Source organism: Paenibacillus terrae (genome assembly GCF_000943545.1).
Lineage (GTDB): Bacteria > Bacillota > Bacilli > Paenibacillales > Paenibacillaceae > Paenibacillus > Paenibacillus terrae_A.
In genome coordinates this window covers 1-17,695 of record NZ_JTHP01000026.1, presented here as the reverse complement: position 1 = coordinate 17,695, position 17,695 = coordinate 1, and the positions used below count along the sequence as shown (strand labels likewise).

At 47.3% G+C, this 17,695-nt stretch carries 14 protein-coding genes; 6 read left to right on the top strand and 8 right to left on the bottom strand.

Translation table 11 applies throughout. The features are described from left to right. Positions 1–12: 12 nt before the first annotated feature. From QD47_RS14025 to QD47_RS14005, 5 genes are all read right to left on the bottom strand, one after another. Positions 13–1,839, bottom strand: a complete 1,827-nt coding sequence (locus tag QD47_RS14025; protein WP_044646717.1) for a cache domain-containing sensor histidine kinase — start codon at positions 1,837–1,839, stop codon at positions 13–15. 13 nt (positions 1,840–1,852) lie between these two features. Then, positions 1,853–3,151: an alpha-glucosidase/alpha-galactosidase gene (melA, locus tag QD47_RS14020; protein WP_044646756.1), complete on the bottom strand. Its 1,299-nt coding sequence runs from the start codon at positions 3,149–3,151 to the stop codon at positions 1,853–1,855. A 118-nt stretch (positions 3,152–3,269) separates the two neighbouring features. After that, positions 3,270–7,295, bottom strand: a complete 4,026-nt coding sequence (locus tag QD47_RS14015; RefSeq protein ID WP_044646716.1) for a DUF5695 domain-containing protein — start codon at positions 7,293–7,295, stop codon at positions 3,270–3,272. A gap of 986 nt (positions 7,296–8,281) precedes the next feature. Continuing rightward, positions 8,282–8,518, bottom strand: a complete 237-nt coding sequence (locus QD47_RS32160; RefSeq protein ID WP_044646715.1) for a hypothetical protein — start codon at positions 8,516–8,518, stop codon at positions 8,282–8,284. 183 nt (positions 8,519–8,701) lie between these two features. Beyond that, the gene (locus tag QD47_RS14005) at positions 8,702–8,941 is read right to left on the bottom strand and encodes a hypothetical protein (RefSeq protein ID WP_052646772.1); all 240 of its coding nucleotides are present in this window, start codon (positions 8,939–8,941) and stop codon (positions 8,702–8,704) included. Between the two features lie 250 nt (positions 8,942–9,191). On the opposite strand from QD47_RS14005, the gene QD47_RS14000 reads away from it, so the two are divergent. Both QD47_RS14000 and QD47_RS13995 read left to right on the top strand, forming a co-directional pair. Beyond that, entirely contained in the window at positions 9,192–9,737 is a 546-nt protein-coding gene (locus QD47_RS14000; RefSeq protein ID WP_044646714.1) for a GNAT family N-acetyltransferase, read from the top strand. 406 nt (positions 9,738–10,143) lie between these two features. Further along, positions 10,144–10,425, top strand: a complete 282-nt coding sequence (locus QD47_RS13995; RefSeq protein ID WP_044646713.1) for a DUF6809 family protein — start codon at positions 10,144–10,146, stop codon at positions 10,423–10,425. 242 nt (positions 10,426–10,667) lie between these two features. Here the strand turns inward: QD47_RS13995 and QD47_RS13990 are convergent, their stop codons facing one another. Genes QD47_RS13990 through QD47_RS13980 form a run of 3 tightly spaced genes read right to left on the bottom strand, consistent with a single transcriptional unit; the run spans position 10,668 to position 12,903 of the window. Beyond that, the gene (locus tag QD47_RS13990) at positions 10,668–11,420 is read right to left on the bottom strand and encodes an amino acid ABC transporter ATP-binding protein (protein ID WP_044646712.1); all 753 of its coding nucleotides are present in this window, start codon (positions 11,418–11,420) and stop codon (positions 10,668–10,670) included. Between the two features lie 15 nt (positions 11,421–11,435). Beyond that, positions 11,436–12,095, bottom strand: a complete 660-nt coding sequence (locus tag QD47_RS13985) for an amino acid ABC transporter permease (protein ID WP_025683112.1) — start codon at positions 12,093–12,095, stop codon at positions 11,436–11,438. 40 nt (positions 12,096–12,135) lie between these two features. Beyond that, entirely contained in the window at positions 12,136–12,903 is a 768-nt protein-coding gene (locus tag QD47_RS13980; protein WP_044646711.1) for an amino acid ABC transporter substrate-binding protein, read from the bottom strand. Between the two features lie 356 nt (positions 12,904–13,259). On the opposite strand from QD47_RS13980, the gene QD47_RS13975 reads away from it, so the two are divergent. The 4 genes from QD47_RS13975 to QD47_RS13960 all read left to right on the top strand — a co-directional run bounded on the left by QD47_RS13975 (position 13,260) and on the right by QD47_RS13960 (position 17,372). Continuing rightward, positions 13,260–14,186, top strand: a complete 927-nt coding sequence (locus tag QD47_RS13975; protein ID WP_044646710.1) for an ABC transporter permease — start codon at positions 13,260–13,262, stop codon at positions 14,184–14,186. Between the two features lies 1 nt (position 14,187). Further along, positions 14,188–15,138, top strand: a complete 951-nt coding sequence (locus tag QD47_RS13970; protein ID WP_044646709.1) for an ABC transporter permease — start codon at positions 14,188–14,190, stop codon at positions 15,136–15,138. Between the two features lie 210 nt (positions 15,139–15,348). After that, the gene (locus tag QD47_RS13965; RefSeq protein ID WP_044646708.1) at positions 15,349–16,992 is read left to right on the top strand and encodes a peptide ABC transporter substrate-binding protein; all 1,644 of its coding nucleotides are present in this window, start codon (positions 15,349–15,351) and stop codon (positions 16,990–16,992) included. Beyond that, entirely contained in the window at positions 16,992–17,372 is a 381-nt protein-coding gene (locus QD47_RS13960; RefSeq protein WP_044646707.1) for a DUF3899 domain-containing protein, read from the top strand. The genes QD47_RS13965 and QD47_RS13960 overlap by 1 nt, the downstream gene beginning before the upstream one ends. The last annotated feature ends 323 nt before the right edge of the window (positions 17,373–17,695 follow it).

Sequence of the window (17,695 nt, the reverse complement as noted above, 5' to 3'; positions counted from 1 at the left end):
CCTCTCCCTTCCTTATTCGTTTCGAATCGGTGCCAGCAAGGTAACCGAGGTGTATGCTCCCGGCTCGCTCGTCACGGACAGTCCATATTGCGGGCCATAATGGCGAAGACGCTCATGTACATTACGCAGCCCAAAGCCAATGGCACTTTCCCGCCCGGCATCCAGCGACTTCCGAATATCGTCCAGCCGCTCGGCTCCGATACCGCCTCCATCGTCACTGACCGTTAATCGCAGCGCATCGCCTTCCTTTGTACCGGACAACATGATGTAGCCACGGTCGGTACGCCCTTTTAAGCCGTGGTAAATGGCATTTTCAACGAGCGGCTGGAGTATAAGCTTGGGTACGTAAAACCCGCAAATATCTTCCTCCACCTCGCAAATCCACTCGAACGAATCCCGAAATCTGAACTGCTGCACCTTCACATAGGCGCTCACATGCTCGACTTCCTGCCCCAAGCTAATCTGCTCCAGGCCATAGCTTAGCGAGATGCGAAAGCATTTACCAAAAGCCCCGATCACCTCTGCCATATCCCGTTGCCCATTTGCCAGCGCCATTCCCTTGAGCGACTCCAGCGTGTTGTACAGAAAATGAGGATTAATCTGTGCCTGAAGCGCACGAAACTCTGCCTGCTTGCGCGACAGTAATGCTTCATAGACCTGCCCGTACAGCTCATGATTTTTTTGCATCATATGAAGAAAACGCTCCCCGATCTGCCCCACCTCATCCTTGGGATTAAAAATAACAGGGGGAGGTCCCTCGGAACCTTTGGCTGAGCTTGTGGCGCTCGTGCTTCCATCCACCGCCATTAATCGGCTCAACTGAAGCAACGGACGACGGATCGTGTCACTCAGCCGATAAGACAGCATCCAGCCCGACACCAGTGCAATTAAAAAAGTCCAGATGGTCCAGGCACCAATCTGCCGCGCATCCTCGAACAGCACGGACTGATCGACTTTTTGCAGCAGTGTCCATTGTCCTTCATTCAACGGGCCGTAGGAAATCATGGTCTGACGACCGTTCCATATTCTCCAGTCCTTCGTAAGCATGGGTTTGTCCACAGCGGATTTGGCAATCTGCCGCAGCAGCGACTTGTCCGCAACCGCCTGCTCCGGCAAACGGTATACAGGCTCGCCCTTCTGATCCAGCACCCACATTTGGGTATTGCCGTCCGTTTCATGAAAGGCAAGCCCCCGGAACAGGCTGGCCTTGTCAATTTCCAGCAGTAAAAATCCAAGCGGTGCATAGTCTCCAGTCGTTTTTCGAAGCAGCTTCCCGACATAGAGTCGATCATTCGCCATTCCTCGTCCTGATTCGAACGGTGAGTGGGCCATCCACATCATGGGCTGCTCGGCGAGCAGTCGATGATAGTAAACACGTGCTTCCTCTAATGTAGGAAGGCCGCCAAAGCGGACCGAAACATTCCCTTGATACAGTGAATGCTTGGACCCGCCATTGGCGGCATACATGAGGAAGGACGTGATATACGGCTTGGTCTGGGTTTGCGCCCGAACGACCATGCTGAGCGTTTCATCGTTCCGTAAGTATTCATAATCGTCTTCCGGCTTGTTCTCCAGGGTGGCCTGCACATCGGGATTGCCGAGAATGGCATTGGTCAAATCGTTCAAATCGGAAAGCGTCGCATTGACGTAATTTTCACTCATTTGCCGGGACTGCATAGCCAGCGTTTCCGACTTCTCACCAAGTGAATGGGCCGCGATTCGGTAAAAGGTAAAGGTCAGCACCACCATCGGAATGACCGTGAGCACCAGTGTCAGTACGATAAATTTCCCACGAATTGTAGGAATCCCGGTAAACTTTTGACGACCACGGCCTCCCATTCATCTGCCTCCCTTACACATAGGCTGGAAGCCACTCTCCGTGCGCCGCAATCAGGTCATCGCACAACGAAACAATCTCATCCATGGACAGCTCGGCTGATGTGTGCGGATCCAGCAGTGCGGCATGATAAATATGCTCTTTTTTCCCGGTGATTGCAGCCTCAATCGTCAGCAATTGTGTATTGATATTCGTCCGGTTGAGCGCAGCACATTGGGGCGGCAAATCTCCGACATAGGTCGGCGTGACCCCGTTGCGATTCACCAGACAAGGCACCTCCACACATGCTTCCTTCGGCAGATTGGTGATTAAACCTGTATTCATCACGTTGCCGCCAATGGTAAAAGGCCGATCCGTTTCGATCGCCTCCAAAATATACGAAGCATATTCATTCGACCTTTCATGGCGAAGATCCTGATTACCCAAAAGCTCCCCGCGCATCGTTTCCCATCGTTCAATCTGGCTCACGCAGCGGCGCGGGTACTCATCCAAAGGAATATTGAACCGTTCGATCAGTTCAGGGTATGCCCGCTTGATAAAATATGGATGATATTCCGCATTATGCTCGGACGATTCTGTAATGTAATAGCCGAATTTCAGCATCATCTCAAAACGCACCATGTCGTTATGCTTTTCCCGCTGCTTGGCGGCGGCCCGCTTTTTAATCTCAGGATATAAATCCACACCGTCCTTGCTCACTTCGAGCAGCCACGCCATATGATTAATGCCTGCGATTTTCGCCTTTACGCCTTCCTGCTCCAGTCCCAAGCTTTTGAACAGCTCCGGTATACACGCCTGCACGCTATGACACAGCCCCACCGTACGGACGCCGCCGTATACGTTCATCACATTCGTCAGCACAGCCATCGGGTTAGTGTAGTTGAAAAACCATGCATCCGGGCATACCTCACGCACATCTGCGGCAAAATCGAGCATCACCGGAATCGTTCGTAAGTTGCGGAAAATACCGCCAATCCCGACCGTATCGGCAATCGTTTGGCGCAGACCGTATATTTTGGGAATTTCAAAATCCGTAATCGTACACGGATCATAGCCGCCGACCTGAATGGCATTTACCACATAGGCTGCTCCACGCAGCGCTTCCTTACGGTCGGTGTAGGAGCGGATCACACAGGTGCTCCCTGTTGTTTTTTTCAAATTGGATAAAATATTTTCCGAATCCTTCAGCCTTCCGGGGTCAATATCGAACAACGCCAGCTCAAAGCCCTGCAAAGCAGGTGTCAGCATACAATCGCCAAGCACATTTTTAGCAAATACCGTACTGCCTGCACCCAGAAATGTAATCTTGCTCATGCCTTTTCCCCCATTCACATTCGTATTCGCAGCTTTGTACTCCAAATGCAAGGATACCCACCGCCACTCTCCCCTTTGCAGGAAGAAAGTGACGGTGGGAAAGGTTATTTAACAAGAGCTATTCAATGTTTCCTCCAGATCGTAATACCCCTGCTGATTTAGCAGAGCTGACAGGAGTAGGTGTTTCGGGTGTTACCGGGTTAACCGGATTTGTCGGCGTTCCCGGAGTTCCAGAGTTGACAGGGGCCCCTGCCTCGATCACGGTCACCTTGGCAATCGCCTTCAATTCTGTTCCTTCTACATTGCCCTTCAATTCAAATGAACCCGGAGTAGCATATTGTGCAGGATCAATATTTTCCCACTCTACAGCTACCCATTTAGTGGAGTCTTCTCCATACGTTGCTTCCACTACGCTTGGCAATTCGGGTTTTTCACCCGCACGAGTGGTCACGTTTACTTCTTTTAAAGCCGTGATTTTCTCGGCTCCCGTCAGGCTCTGTGCTGTACCGGAGGCCAGACCTGCCACCTCGGAAGCATTCAGAGCCCGGCTGTAGATGCGGAATTCATCCACCAGACCGTCGAAGTATGGGTCAGGGTACTGAGACTTACCGATAAAATTGTTTTTGGTTTGACCCAGACTGGTAGGATTCAACGTCAGGCTGGTATTGCGTCCCACTTCTTTTCCATCCACGTATAAAATACCTGTGGAGCCTGAGAGAGTGACCGCAACGTGTTTCCACACCCCTGTCGGCAGCACAGGAGCCTCAATCGTCTGTTCCTGTCCCTGCCCGTTGCCTTGGTTGGTAATCGCAAACAGCATCGTATTTCCGGCTTTAGGGGTCAGGAACATATATTCATTCGTCCCGGAGCCGAAGTCAAAAATCCGTACATAATCGCTCAGGCTGTTCGCTTTGACCCAACCGGATACGGTCAATTGCTGTGCCCGGCTCACGATGCCCGCCGGGAGCTGCACGTAGCTGTCCTTACCATTCAGGCTGACAGCATTGCCTTTTTTCCCCACAGCCCATGCAGCCGTGCCCTTCACGACAGCATCATTGCGACTGTCCGACGAATCCGTAGCGACTGAACCGCTGGTTTCGTCAAACTTATACAACGCAAGCTGTTCAAGTAACGGAGCCGCCGGTTCTACGATCACGCTTACTCTGGCCTCAGCCGATAACAGCGAGTCGCTGGATGTCAGCTTGAATATATACGTTCCCGGCTCAGAAACGCCCACCTTCGTGCGCAGCGATGTTTTGCTGCTGAACGTAACCTTCGCACCTTGTGGCCCTTCGACCAGACTCCACTCGCTCGTAACCTTGCCTTGTGGAATTCCATCATCCGTCGCCGTGCCTTTCAGAATGATTGGATCCGGCAGCTTCACCTTGGAAGCTTTACCAGCATCTACGACAGGCGCCTTGTTCGGATCAGGCGTCGTTGGTGTCAGCTCCACCGTGTAGGAAGAGGCTGTGCCAATGTCCAATTTCAGCTTGTTGGTAGGTGCATACGCATTAAATTTACCTTGCGATTGACCACCTACTTTAACCAAATACGTTCCTTTCTTCAAACCATCAAATGTAACGTACGTGGAATGTGCTTGGCCTGGCGTTTGGTTTTTCAGTTGGAACCATACATAATCCTTGGATGTTGCCAGCTTGGCTTCTGTGTATTGATCCCTGTCCAGCTCGATATACAGCTTTTCCGTGATCAGGTTGACCCGCTTAAACAGGCCGTCCAGCGGCTTAATCGTATACACGTTGCCGCTTTTGCTCACCTCCGCTCCGTAGCCTGTCAATCCGAAGATCGGATCTACTGCAATGTCGGCACTTAGCGTTTTGAGTGCACCGAACAGTCCAAGATCGGCCTCGCCGCTCATGCCGCGCCAGCCGTTAAAGAGCGGAACATTTTTACCGCCTCCGGTGCCGTTTGTTCCCTGGTTACCTTTTTCCGCCTGATACGTCCATGCGACTGCCCCGATGTTCTCAGGGTCCGAGCTGATTTGCCCGGAATTAACCGCCCCCACATTGGCGATTTTAGCTGCATAGGACAGACGCTGTTGTTCCTCGCGGTGATTGTCCTCATGGTGCCGTATCCAGTCGTCCATCGCGTAGCCTGCAAGCGAAGTCGTGTACTGGAAGTTAAACCAGTTCTCCCCGGTAATCGTCACCGGATCGGTATAGTAGTACCAAATGGGCATATGTCCGCGTGCTGCACGGGTTTTAGCATTGATTTTACTCATCATTTCCAGCGCTTTGCTTTGCTCGCCTTCTGTATCTATATTCTGCTTGGCTAACGTATATACGGCCTCTTCCCCAGTGTTATCGTAGCTGTATTCGGAGCCGTAAGGATATTTTGTGTTTTTAAAATTGTTATATTTGCGATTCATTTTTTCCTTGAGATCGTTCGCCTCATCGTCATAGCCTTCATCATGAAGTGCCTGAATAATATCCGGTGTGGTCAGTTCGCCCATCAAGCCCGTTTCCCAGTTGTACGCGACTGGCCCTTCGTACAATGCTTTGAAAATGTTATACGCCCGCAGCAAATACGTTTCCTTCGGCTGCTTGTAAGTGACAAGATCCGGGTATTCCTTCGCAATCTTGTACATGCTGAAATACGTGTTATACACATGCGGGTAAGCGTACCCCCGATAGGTTGGTGTATCGTTCGGCTCCGGCATCAGGAAATCATGAATCAAATAATCCTCATGATGGCCGTTCATCAGATTCGTCCAGATGGCCGTCTCCAAATAATCGTCTACCGCCCGTACCTCTTTGGCAACCGGAGAAAGTGTGTTTTTCTCAGCCAGGAACTGTCCGTGGGTCAGACCCCAATCATCCCCCCAGCCCCAGTATCCGTTGAAAATGTTACGCTTGGATTTGGTATGCATCATCCAATCGTCAAAGACTTTATCGCGCAGATCACCCGGTACATTCCACTGGGTTTTATCTACCATAAATGTAGCGTGCCGTTGCAATGCCAAATCAATCGGCTCGATGGCATAGAACTGTAAAACAGTCTTGTTGCCGTTTCCATACTCCACTGTGATGAAGTTTGGACCCAGTTTGGTGAATTTCAGTTCATAGATGTGGTGCCCTCCAGTCTTGCTGTCCGCCTGCGGAATGACGGTTCCATCTGGATAGGTTACCTTGCTGATCGCCTGCTTGGTGCGCAGATCCACTTTTGCCTTCTGATTCGTAGGCACGATCATCCCCGGTACAACCGTTGTATCCACCAGGTTTTCTTGATACAATGCATCTTTCACATCATGCTCGTCCTTCACCGCCAAAAACTTGAAGCCATAGTTGCGGCTTTGGCCGGGGTTCAGGATCAGGCTTGTATTGGGCAAATATCCACGGTTTGTGGACTTAATCACATTGGAGTGAATATAAAATACATTCAGTCCCTCCAGCCATTTGCCTTCATTCGCCGGATTCCAGGCCCATTTGCTGCCCGGATGCTCCTCATCCCGCCAGTGATCCTGATACTCAAAACCCGCACCTGTTGTGGAATCAGGTATCAGCAGCAGCGAAGAACCAATGCCGCTGGGACGTCCAGCCGTAATATAGGAGCTGTTATTGCCGACAAAGGAATGCGTTACGACTCTAGTCTCGTAAATTGCATCACCGTTGGTCCACTGCTCATTGAATGGCAGCGGCAAACCTAAATCGCCAATCTCCAACTTTTTGCCACTTGTGTTCTGTACCTGTATATTCCACAACACCGAACCGTTCGACTCCGCCGAATACGTTTCGATGACTTTAAAATTGCGTATGCCTTCTGCGTTGCTTGAGTTCTCATACGTAACGGTAACGCGGTTGCCACTGGTCGTGATTTTGCGTGCATCTGCCGACTTGTTCGTCCATGCCTTGGTCCAGCTGCCTTCGTCCAGTCGGTACGTGAACATCAGCTCACCGAGCCATTGATGATCCGCCGTATTCTGCTCGGGTGTTACCGTTGCGTTCATCACGTACTCTGTTGGGAAAGCATCTCCCTTGATACGGATGGATGAAATTTCGCCATGCTCACCTGTCTGAATCGTCAGCTTGTCATTGGATAGTTCATGGGCCTCTGCCGTATGCGTCCCAAATAGCACAGACGCCGCGGTTAAAAACAAAAATGCCGCCAATATTCCCTTAAATTTCATCAATACGGCCTCCTTTTGGATCTTGGGGTCCTGATTTGCTTGCCAATCGCCTGAACTCTCTTCATTTCGCCGCAACCTCCTTGGAAATGTAAGCGTTACAACTCCATTGTACAAATACTTGTCCATTGGTAAAATCAACATTTTCAACCGATTTATATAGGATTTCAACCTAATAGGGGGAGGAGTTATGGTGGGGGAGCTCGCTACGCGTGCAGATTGTTCTTCCGATTGAATAATATCCATTATTTCATAAAACTATAAACGCTTATAAAAACAAATCAATACCTTTACGGACACAAATACATTATGAAAATGACCGTCCGTAAAAGTATGCTTTTTGACACAACGGAAAACATCCGGAATTCATAATATTGAAACATTTCGTTTTCCTTGGCGAGTATCGTTTTGACCCGAAAGGAGTTACCACCTTAGATTCATTGCGGCCATTGAACCAAGGAAAGGCAATAAAGCCGGTTACACCCTTAGCGTTGTAAATCCGCGTTTTACTGGCGGTACCCCTTGAAGCACTTTCAGGACTATTATAGGTTACTGCAACGTTCAAAGCCCTATCAGAATAGGAATAGTTAATATGTTCATGTTCATGTTTATGTTTAGCACTAACGAAACGAACGATCAACAGCGAAAAGCTTAGAACAAAAAAAACGCCAAGCTTGGACAAGATCCAGGACTGGCGTTTTTTTGATATTATCCCCATATGCATCCATTTACTTTGCGGGTGGTATCAGCTTCGCTGGTACTACCCCAAGACCGACGATGCTACGTAAGTGGCTTTATCAACGGCAATTCAGGATCAATCACACCTTCGAATCACGATTGGCAATCTAATCAAAATCACGGTTGGTAAAAATATGTATAGCAGAATGAGAACCATCGGTGTTTGGGAAATTCCCGGCATCGATGGTTTCTTTTTGTTTTCGACTTTGGCTAAAATAAAAATTTGCAATAAAGGAATATAGAGGTGAAATCTATTTATTCCTTCTCTTAGCTAAAAACACTAAAAAATACAATATTCCAAAAATAAGACTTACTAGAAATGAGGTTGATAATGCACTAAAAATAAAATCAGACGCAGGCAAAGTGAAGAATTTAGTCACACCGTTAACTGTAGGCGACTGTGTTGGGCCTTTGATGAAGGAATAATATATGCCTACCATAAATCCATAAGACAAATACTTAATTAGGTTTTTTTCAAATTTGCTCATAACGATAACCCACCCTAAAATTTTTTTTGAAAAAGGAGAATTTCAATAATTATGAAAACAATCAAAATAATGACTAAAACCGCAATCTTGGCAGCAATGACCGCTCTATTACTACCATACGGCGCTCTTGCTTCTGCAAGTGAAGCACCAAGCCATTAGCTTTTTTATTTTTTCAAGCTTCAATTATGATTGTCTTATCCCAAAAAAACTATCAAATTTGACGGAATATTGATCATTAAACTTAATACCGTTCCATTGATCAGTTTCTTTTTCAATAGCTAGAAATGAGGTCATTTTAGGAGAAAAGTAACTATGGACAGTTCCTACGTTTTGATAAACTTGATAAGAACAAACAAAAACAATGGTTAATGTAACGAATATCGCACCAATTAAGCCCATTTCCTTGAGTTTACTATTAACCATATTTCTCGCTCAACTCCTTAATCAATAGAAATATTATTTTATCCAGTAGTGTTACCTTTTCCTTGCAGAAACCATCTGCTTTTTAAAATAAAGTGATATAATGCTTATTATACATACGGATGTTTATATTTCCCAGTAAATAATATTGCAATCTCTATATAAGCCGAACTTGAAAAATGACATCAAAACAGAGTAGGCAAATGGTCTTATACAATTTGAACACATCAACTCAATTTGAATGGAGTATATCATGATCATTAACAAGCAAGAATTTTATGTGACTGGGCTAAATTATACCGTTAGATCGGCAATCAACAAGGATGCAGCAGATTTATCTGAATTAAGATTACAGATTGATGGAGAGACAGAAAATTTGGATAGAGAGCAAGGGGAGGCATTTATAGATGCATCGGGGTTTGAACAGATTATACAAACAGACACTGTAAAACCAAGAAATTTATTTTTAGTTGCTGTAGTTGGTGATCAAATCGTGGGGTTTTCAAGATGCGAAGGAGTTTATTTAAATAGATTCGCTCATAAAGTAGAATTTGGAGTCTGTGTTTGTAAAGAATTTTGGGGATATGGTATGGGGAAAAATCTGCTGAAAGCATCTATCGACTGGGCTGATTCCAATGACATTCAAAAAATGTCGTTGAATGTTTTAGAAACAAACGATAAGGCCATTGCACTGTATAAACAACTGGGGTTTGAGATCGAAGGTATATTAAAAAAAGACAAAATTCTGTCCGATGGTAAGTACCACAACACAGTTATGATGGGACGATTCAATGAATAATTCTAGCAATAAAGCTCCTGTGAATCATCACGGGAGCTTTATTGTGCATGTTATGCCTTTTTACCTGTAACGTTTAGGATTATCTGTCTGATCAATAATAAACCAAGTTGAACAAGAACGGAGTGGGCGGAATGGTGCTGTACAAGCGATAGCGTTCGCCTTTGTGCCCGGATTTCAACCTTCTTGGCTTGATTAAGAAATCCGGGCGCAACAGCGATGGGAAGCACCATCCGACCGCGTAGTGGCGCCTCATGTACATTTTTAACTCAGCTTATAAAAAAACTTTATGCGAATAACGCATAAATATCAATATGTAGCTTCCGCATGCCGTATACTTGCCTTGGGTGATGGATTTACGTGAGAACAAAGACTTAACAAAATAGTATTTATAGGAGGCATAGTGAAAATGATTTTGGAGGATATGTATTATGGGAATTGGCATCCCAGTGAACAAATAAAGTCTACCGATCCTGAGTCTCAACAAGTGAATCAAAAAATTAGTGAACATATGGAGATGCTGAAAAATAAATTTTCAGAAGTCGATTTTGAGCAAATGGAAGTCATATTTGATTTATTAAACGAGTCAACCTCCCTGCACTCCGCAGCAGCGTTTATCCACGGGTATCGAACGGGAGCAATGACGATGATTGAGGTATTTAGCGGGGAAAAGGGAGCGGGGTCAGCTTAAGAATGGGAGCCTTAAGCCCAGTTTGCATCACGCCCTGAAACCTGCTCCACACTTCCTGCTTAAAAATAGGTTCGTGCATAGGTGGTCGGTCAGCGAAGCGGGCAGAATTGTTCTAAAGAAGGGTTAGCGTTCGCCTTTACCCCCGGATTTTCACCTTGTAATGGTTCATTAAATGAAAAAAATCCGGGGGTAACAGCGATCAAAAGAACAATCTGCACCCGTAGCGTCCCCTAACAATGTTTTTAATCCCCCACCCGATTCAAAAACACCTTCGTCCGCTCCAGCTGCGGATTGCCGAAAATTTGCTCCGGTGTGCCCGACTCGGCAATCTCTCCATTGTCCATAAAGATGACACGATCCGCCACATCTCTCGCAAAGTTCATCTCGTGGGTCACGATGACCATCGTCATATGCTCCTCAGCCAGCTTTTTAATAACTCGCAGTACCTCGCCCGTCAGCTCGGGATCAAGGGCCGAGGTTGGCTCGTCGAACAGCAAAATGTCAGGGTTCATCATCATTGCCCGGGCAATCGCCACACGCTGCTTCTGTCCGCCCGACAGTCGGGACGGATACGCATCGGCTTTATCCGCCAAGCCGACTTTAGCCAGCAGTTCCGCGCTTTGACGACGCAGCTCAGCCTTGCTCGTTTTTTTCACCAGCTTTGGAGCCAGCTCCAGATTATCCTGTACCGTCAAGTGAGGGAACAGATTAAAATGCTGGAACACCATGCCCATCCCCGTGGTAATGCCCTTAATGTCGCCTGCCGGGGCGTACTGACCATTTTCCACCAATGCTTTATCATGAATGCGGATCGTCCCGCCCGTCACATCTTCCAGATGAACCAGACTGCGAAGCATGGTGCTTTTCCCCGAGCCAGAAGGACCGATGACCGCAACGACCTCACCCGCCTTGACGTTAAAGCTCACTCTTTTCAGAACGTCGAGCTTACCGAACGATTTTTTCAAATCGATTACTTCTATTGCGTTAGTGTTCATATCCCGACATTCCTTTTATTCGAATTTAAAACGTTTTTCCAGCGCTCTAAAGAATAGCGTCAGCACCAAAGCCAACAACAAATAGATCATAGCCGCTACAAAATAAGGCACAATCGTAAAATCACGGTTCACAGCCGTATTGGCAAAATGTAGTAGTTCCGGTACAGCTACCGCATATAGCAACGCCGTATCTTTGACCAGTGTTGTCGCCTCATTCGTGACCGCAGGCAAAGCAATCCGTACCATTTGCGGCACAATGACTCTAATCAGCGTCTGCGACTTGCTCAGGCCCAGCACTTGTGAAGCTTCGTATTGTCCCTTATCAATCGACAACATCCCGCCTCTGAAAATTTCAGCAAAATAAGCCGCATAATTCAGCACAAACGCCAGCAACGCAGCCGTTGTCCGGTCCAGCACCAGATACTCCCCGATCACAGGCAACATCGGCAGACCAAAGCAAAAGAACAGCAGTTGCAGCAAAAGCGGTGTGCCCCGTATGACATAAATGTACGTATGCATCAGCCAGGCAATAGGCTTAATTCGGCTTTTCGCCAGCAACGTAACGATAAATCCCAGCGGAATGGACAAGATGAGCGTGATGAAAAATAAAATAACCGTCATCTGCGCCCCTTCGAGCATAGGCTTCATAATTCGTAAAATATAATCCATACTCATAACCTTCGACTCCTAAACCCTTAGTTCAATACGCTACGTATTAATTCAAAACTTTATCTTCACCAAACCACTTTTTCGAAATTTCAGCGGCTTTACCGTTCTTGTGCAGCTCATCCAAAGCGGATTGTAACTGCGTTAGCAGCTCGTCGTTCCCTTTTTTCACGCCGATACCATACTCCTCAGGGGCCAGCGATTCGCCAAGCAGTTTATACGTTCCTGGCTCTTTGGACATGTAGTATTTGGCTACCACTTCGTCAATGACAACCGCATCCAGACGTCCGGTTTTCAGATCGGTCAACGCAAGCACATTATCGGGATACTCAGACACCTGTTTCAGTTTGCTCTTGATCGGATTCGCATCCAGTGCATCGGCTGCCGAGGACAATGTTTGAAGACCCACGTTTTTGCCCGCCAGATCGTCCAGCTTCGTGAGATTGGATTTGGCCGGGAGCGCGATCACCTGACTATTTTTCAGATACGGCTTCGTAAACAGCACTTTTTCCTTACGCTCATCCGTAATCGTATATCCGTTCCAAATCAGATCAATACGGCCGCTGTTCAGCTCGGATTCTTTGGCAGACCAGTCAATGGGCTGGAATTCCACTTGCTTGCCCATTTGCTCCGCAGCCGCCTTGGCATAATCAATATCAAAGCCGGTCAGTTCGTTATTTTCATCTCTAAAACCCATCGGTGCAAATTTATCATCAATTCCGATAATCAGCTTGCTGTTATCCTTACCACCGGAACATCCGGCCAAAACGATCATAATCAATCCAATCATCATTGTAAACATGGCTGTTTTTCTCATTTTATTCCCTCCAGCAATGGTAACCTCCCTATCCTAAAGGACAGGCGGCAAACGCTTTAGTTCGTTAACACGTTATCAGAGTATCATCATAACATACCGCAAGATACTCGTCGAGAGGATGGAGCGGAATCTTAGCCTTATAAAAATGGAAAACCTGTGACGAAAATTTGACCAATGTTCTATAATGTAAAACCTTACCTTGACATGTCACCTAAACCGTTTTATCATTTCCTAGTATTCTTATATACTTTTATTTATTTAAAGAAAGCTGAAAACCAGCAGCGTAGCTGCCCTGAAATGACGATTAGCCTACAGATAACCATTATTTTCAGCATAGACAGGAGAAATAAAGCCCCATGTACATTTTAAAACGTCTTTTTACGATGCTCGTTACATTGTGGATTATCGTCACTTTAACGTTTATCATCATGCACATCATTCCGGGGGACCCATTCTCGAACGATTCTAAAACGATTCCGGAAGCAGTGCTGCAAAACATGCGTGCCAGATACAATCTGGACAAGCCGCTTGCCGTGCAGTATGTGTTGTATCTGAAAAATTTGCTGGTGCTGGATATGGGCCCATCTATTCAATCAAAAACGACGGACGTAAACATGCTCATTGCCAGAGGTTTTCCACCTTCCGCATTGCTCGGCATTCAATCCATCGTAGTTGCGATTATTGCGGGAATTGCACTCGGAACGCTGGCAGCTTTACATCATAATCGACCATTGGATTATATTTCGATGTTTATTGCCATTGTCGGTATTTCCGTGCCCAGCTTCATTTTGGCACCGCTTTTAATCAAATATGTCGCCGTCAAATGGCATCTGCTCCCGGTCGCCTCATGGGGAACCTGGCAGCATACGGTGCTTCCATCGCTGGCTCTCGCCGTTTCCCCTCTCGCCGTCATTGCCCGCTTCATGCGGACAAGCATGCTGGAAGTAATGCATCAGGAGTACATACGCACCGCCAAAGCGAAAGGGCTATCCTCTTGGGCCGTAGTCATCCGTCACGGATTACGCAACGCACTGATTCCCGTGCTGTCCTTCATCGGACCCCTGTTCGCTTCCGTCATTACAGGTACCTTTGTTGTGGAAAAGATATTCGCCATTCCCGGCATCGGTAAATACTTTGTAGACAGTATTTTTAACCGGGATTATCCGGTCATTATGGGCACAACCATTTTCTACAGTGCCATTCTGGTCGTTACCTTATTTTTAATTGATATTTCCTATCGCCTTGTCGATCCGCGAATCAAATTAGTCAGCAAAGGAGATTAACATGAAAGCAGCACCCACTGTCGAAAGGGACAGCCTGTTCAGTCCCGTTGACCGCAGCCAGTTGCCCGCCCCCACATTGTCCAGACCCAAAGAATCACTATGGCGGGATCGGCTTCGCAGACTTTTCAACAACAAGCTCTCTCTGCTGGGGCTTTCCTTACTTATCATTATTATCGCGCTGGCGATTGCCGGACCTTCCATGGTTCCTTATGCACCCAGTGACCAATCCCTATTAAAGACGAACCTTCCTCCTTCGGGAGCGCATTGGTTTGGTACGGATGATCTGGGGAGAGACGTATGGGCACGAACCTGGGCCGGGGCGAGAATCTCGCTGATGATCGGGTTTGCCGCTGCCGCCATTGATTTGGTGCTTGGCATCCTCGTCGGCTGTGTAGCCGGGTATTGTGCAGGACGTGGTAAAACGGGCGACCGGATTGACAGCAGCCTGATGCGTATCATTGAGATTTTGTACAGCATCCCTTATTTGCTGGTCATCATTTTGTTGCTGGTCATTATGAAGCCGGGACTGCTCACGATGATTATTGCCCTATCCATCACCGGATGGGTGGGTATGGCACGTGTGGTTCGGGGGCAAATTTTACAGCTCAAGCAGCAGGAATATGTGTTAGCCGCCCGTAGTTTGGGAACCTCCCATTCGCGCATTATTTTCAAGCATTTGCTGCCGAATGCAGCGGCGATCATTATCGTGAACCTGACGTTCACGATTCCGTCAGCTATTTTTGCTGAATCGTTCCTGAGCTTTCTCGGTCTGGGGATTCAATCTCCTTCCGCCAGTTGGGGGACAATGGCTAACGATTCACTCGGGGTCATTTTAAGCGGACAATGGTGGCGCCTGTTCTTCCCAGGACTGATGATCTCGCTCACCATGCTGGCGTTCAACACGCTCGGAGATGGGCTTCAGGATGCGCTTGATCCGCGTTCACAGCATTAATTACAAGGATTTACAAATGAAAATAGGAGGGCTGTCTACCATGATCCGTAATTTCTCGCCCAACAGCAGAACCAACGGCAGCTCCTTTATGGAACTGCGCACACGCGGCATACCTGTCGGAAAGGAGGATGAATAAATCCCGGTACGGTGCACCTTACATTTTGGAATAACATTTTGCATAACTAACAAAATTAATGGAGGAATTATACGATGAAAAAAATGCATTGGATGACTGTCATTTTACTTTTGGCAGTAACGGCTTTGGCCGGATGCTCTGGCAATACAGACAAAACAGCAAGCAATGATCCAGCCGCTGCGCCGCAAGCAGATACTCCGCAAGAAATCACCACCAATCTGGCAGGTGGCGAGCCGTATACACTGGACCCTGCTTTTGCATCAGATACAACGTCCTACTTTGTTATTGATAACCTGTACGAAGGTCTGTATACATATGACAAAGCCGGTAAAATCGTAGAGGGCGCTGCCAGCAAAGTAGACGTAACTCCTGACGGCAAAACGTACACCTTCACTATCCGCGACGGCGCGAAATGGTCGAATGGTGACCCGCTTACTGCTAAGGATTTTGAATACTCCTGGAAACGGGTCCTGAATCCGAAAACGGCTGCCTACGATCCTTCCGCTCTGTACTACATCAAGGGAGCAGAAGCCTACAACACAGGCAAAGGTAAAGTCGAAGATGTAGGTGTTACAGCCAAGGACGACAAAACCCTTGTGGTCGAGCTGAAATCACCGCTAAGCTTCTTCCCAACGATCGCAGTGGGCCATGCATATCTGCCCGTAAACCAATCCGTGGTTGAGAAAAGCGACAAATGGGCGGCAGAAGCCAACACCATTGTCGGCAACGGCGCGTATGTAGCCAAGGAATGGAAGCATAATGAGCAAATTACATTGGCGAAAAACGATCAATACTGGAACAAAGATGCCATTACGATGGCAACGATTAACTTTAAAATGGTTCAAGACTCCACAACCTATTATCAAATGTACAAAACAGGCGATTTGGACCTGATTTTGGGTCTTCCCGTTGATACGCTGGATCAGGAGAAGAGCAACAAGGAATTTTTGTCGCATCCATCTTTCAGTGTGTACACATATTCTTTTAACGTAAAACAAAAGCCGTTTGACAATAAAAAAATCAGACAGGCCATTGCTTACGCGATTGACCGTGAAATCCTGGCGACCAACGTAACCAAAGGTGGCGAAACTCCGGCTTACGGATACGTACCATACGGAACAACAACTCCATCCGGTAAGGATTTCCGTGACGAAGCGCCGAAAAAATACTATGAGTTTGACGCTGCCAAAGCGAAACAATTGCTGGCCGAAGGTCTGAAAGAAGAAGGTTTGACCAAGCTGCCACCGATCACCTTCAAGTACAACACTTCGGACAAGCATAAAAAAGTAGCTGAAGCGATTCAGGAAATGCTGAAAACGAACCTGGGCGTTGAAGTGACGCTGGAAAATCAGGAATGGAAAACATACATTGATACCTTTAAACAAAAGAACTTCCAGATCGCCCGTATGGGCTGGGAAGGAAACTTCCTTGATCCGCTCGGCGTATTGGGACACTATACTTCCAAAAATTCGAATAACTTTACCAACTGGAGCAATCCGGAGTATGACAAGCTGATCGAATCTTCAACCTTCGAGCTTGATCCGGCAAAACGCTTTGAGCAGCTTCATCAGGCTGAGGACGTATTGATGGAGGATCTGCCAATTATCCCGATCCAGTTCTCTGCGGATACGGCATTGATCAGTCCTAAAGTTCAAGGCATCGTATTTGACGCTCGTTCGAACCCGGATCTTCGTTTTGCCAAACGGGTCGAAAAATAATGTTTTTTCGTTTCGGGATAACGGCCCTGATCATCGGTACCTTTGGTTATCTGTATGCCTCACCTCATCTGTTGGATGGCCATGAAAATGTGGCAACAGCGAATCTGCTATTTCTGTTAGGCTTGCTGAGCTTGGTGATCGGCGCAATCTTCCACGTCCTGCAAAGCGGGTTTCTCACCCTATTCCTGCGGGGATTCGCCGACATCCGACATCTGTTCATCCGACAATCCAAGGCATTACAGGAGGAAAACGAACGCTTGCGTTCGGATGAATCTCTAACTGCCTGGAAAACGTCTGTGTTCCGTCACCTCAAGGTGTACACCTCGGGATGCGGTACGGGGCTTGTGCTTTGCTCGCTGGTTTTAATGGGAATAAGTTAGACGTATGAGAAGCTTTCTTGCGGTTGGTAGGCGCTGCGCGTGCAGATTGTTCTTCCGATCGCCACCGCCCTCGGATTTTTATTATTGTATACAACCTGTAAAGGTTAAAATCCGGGGACAGCGTATGCTTACGATGCGAGCTTTCCTTCGGAAAGCTTTCAACCGAACGCTTCGCTTCTTCAGAACAATTCTGCCCGCTCCGCTGGCAACCGCCGTAGAGCTTCTATACGTTTTAGTGGTGTGTAAGGTGGAAAGAGGGGTAGGACAAGTGATTTAACTTGGCCTGCCCCCTAGACAATACAAAAAAAGAGAGTTCCGCGAAG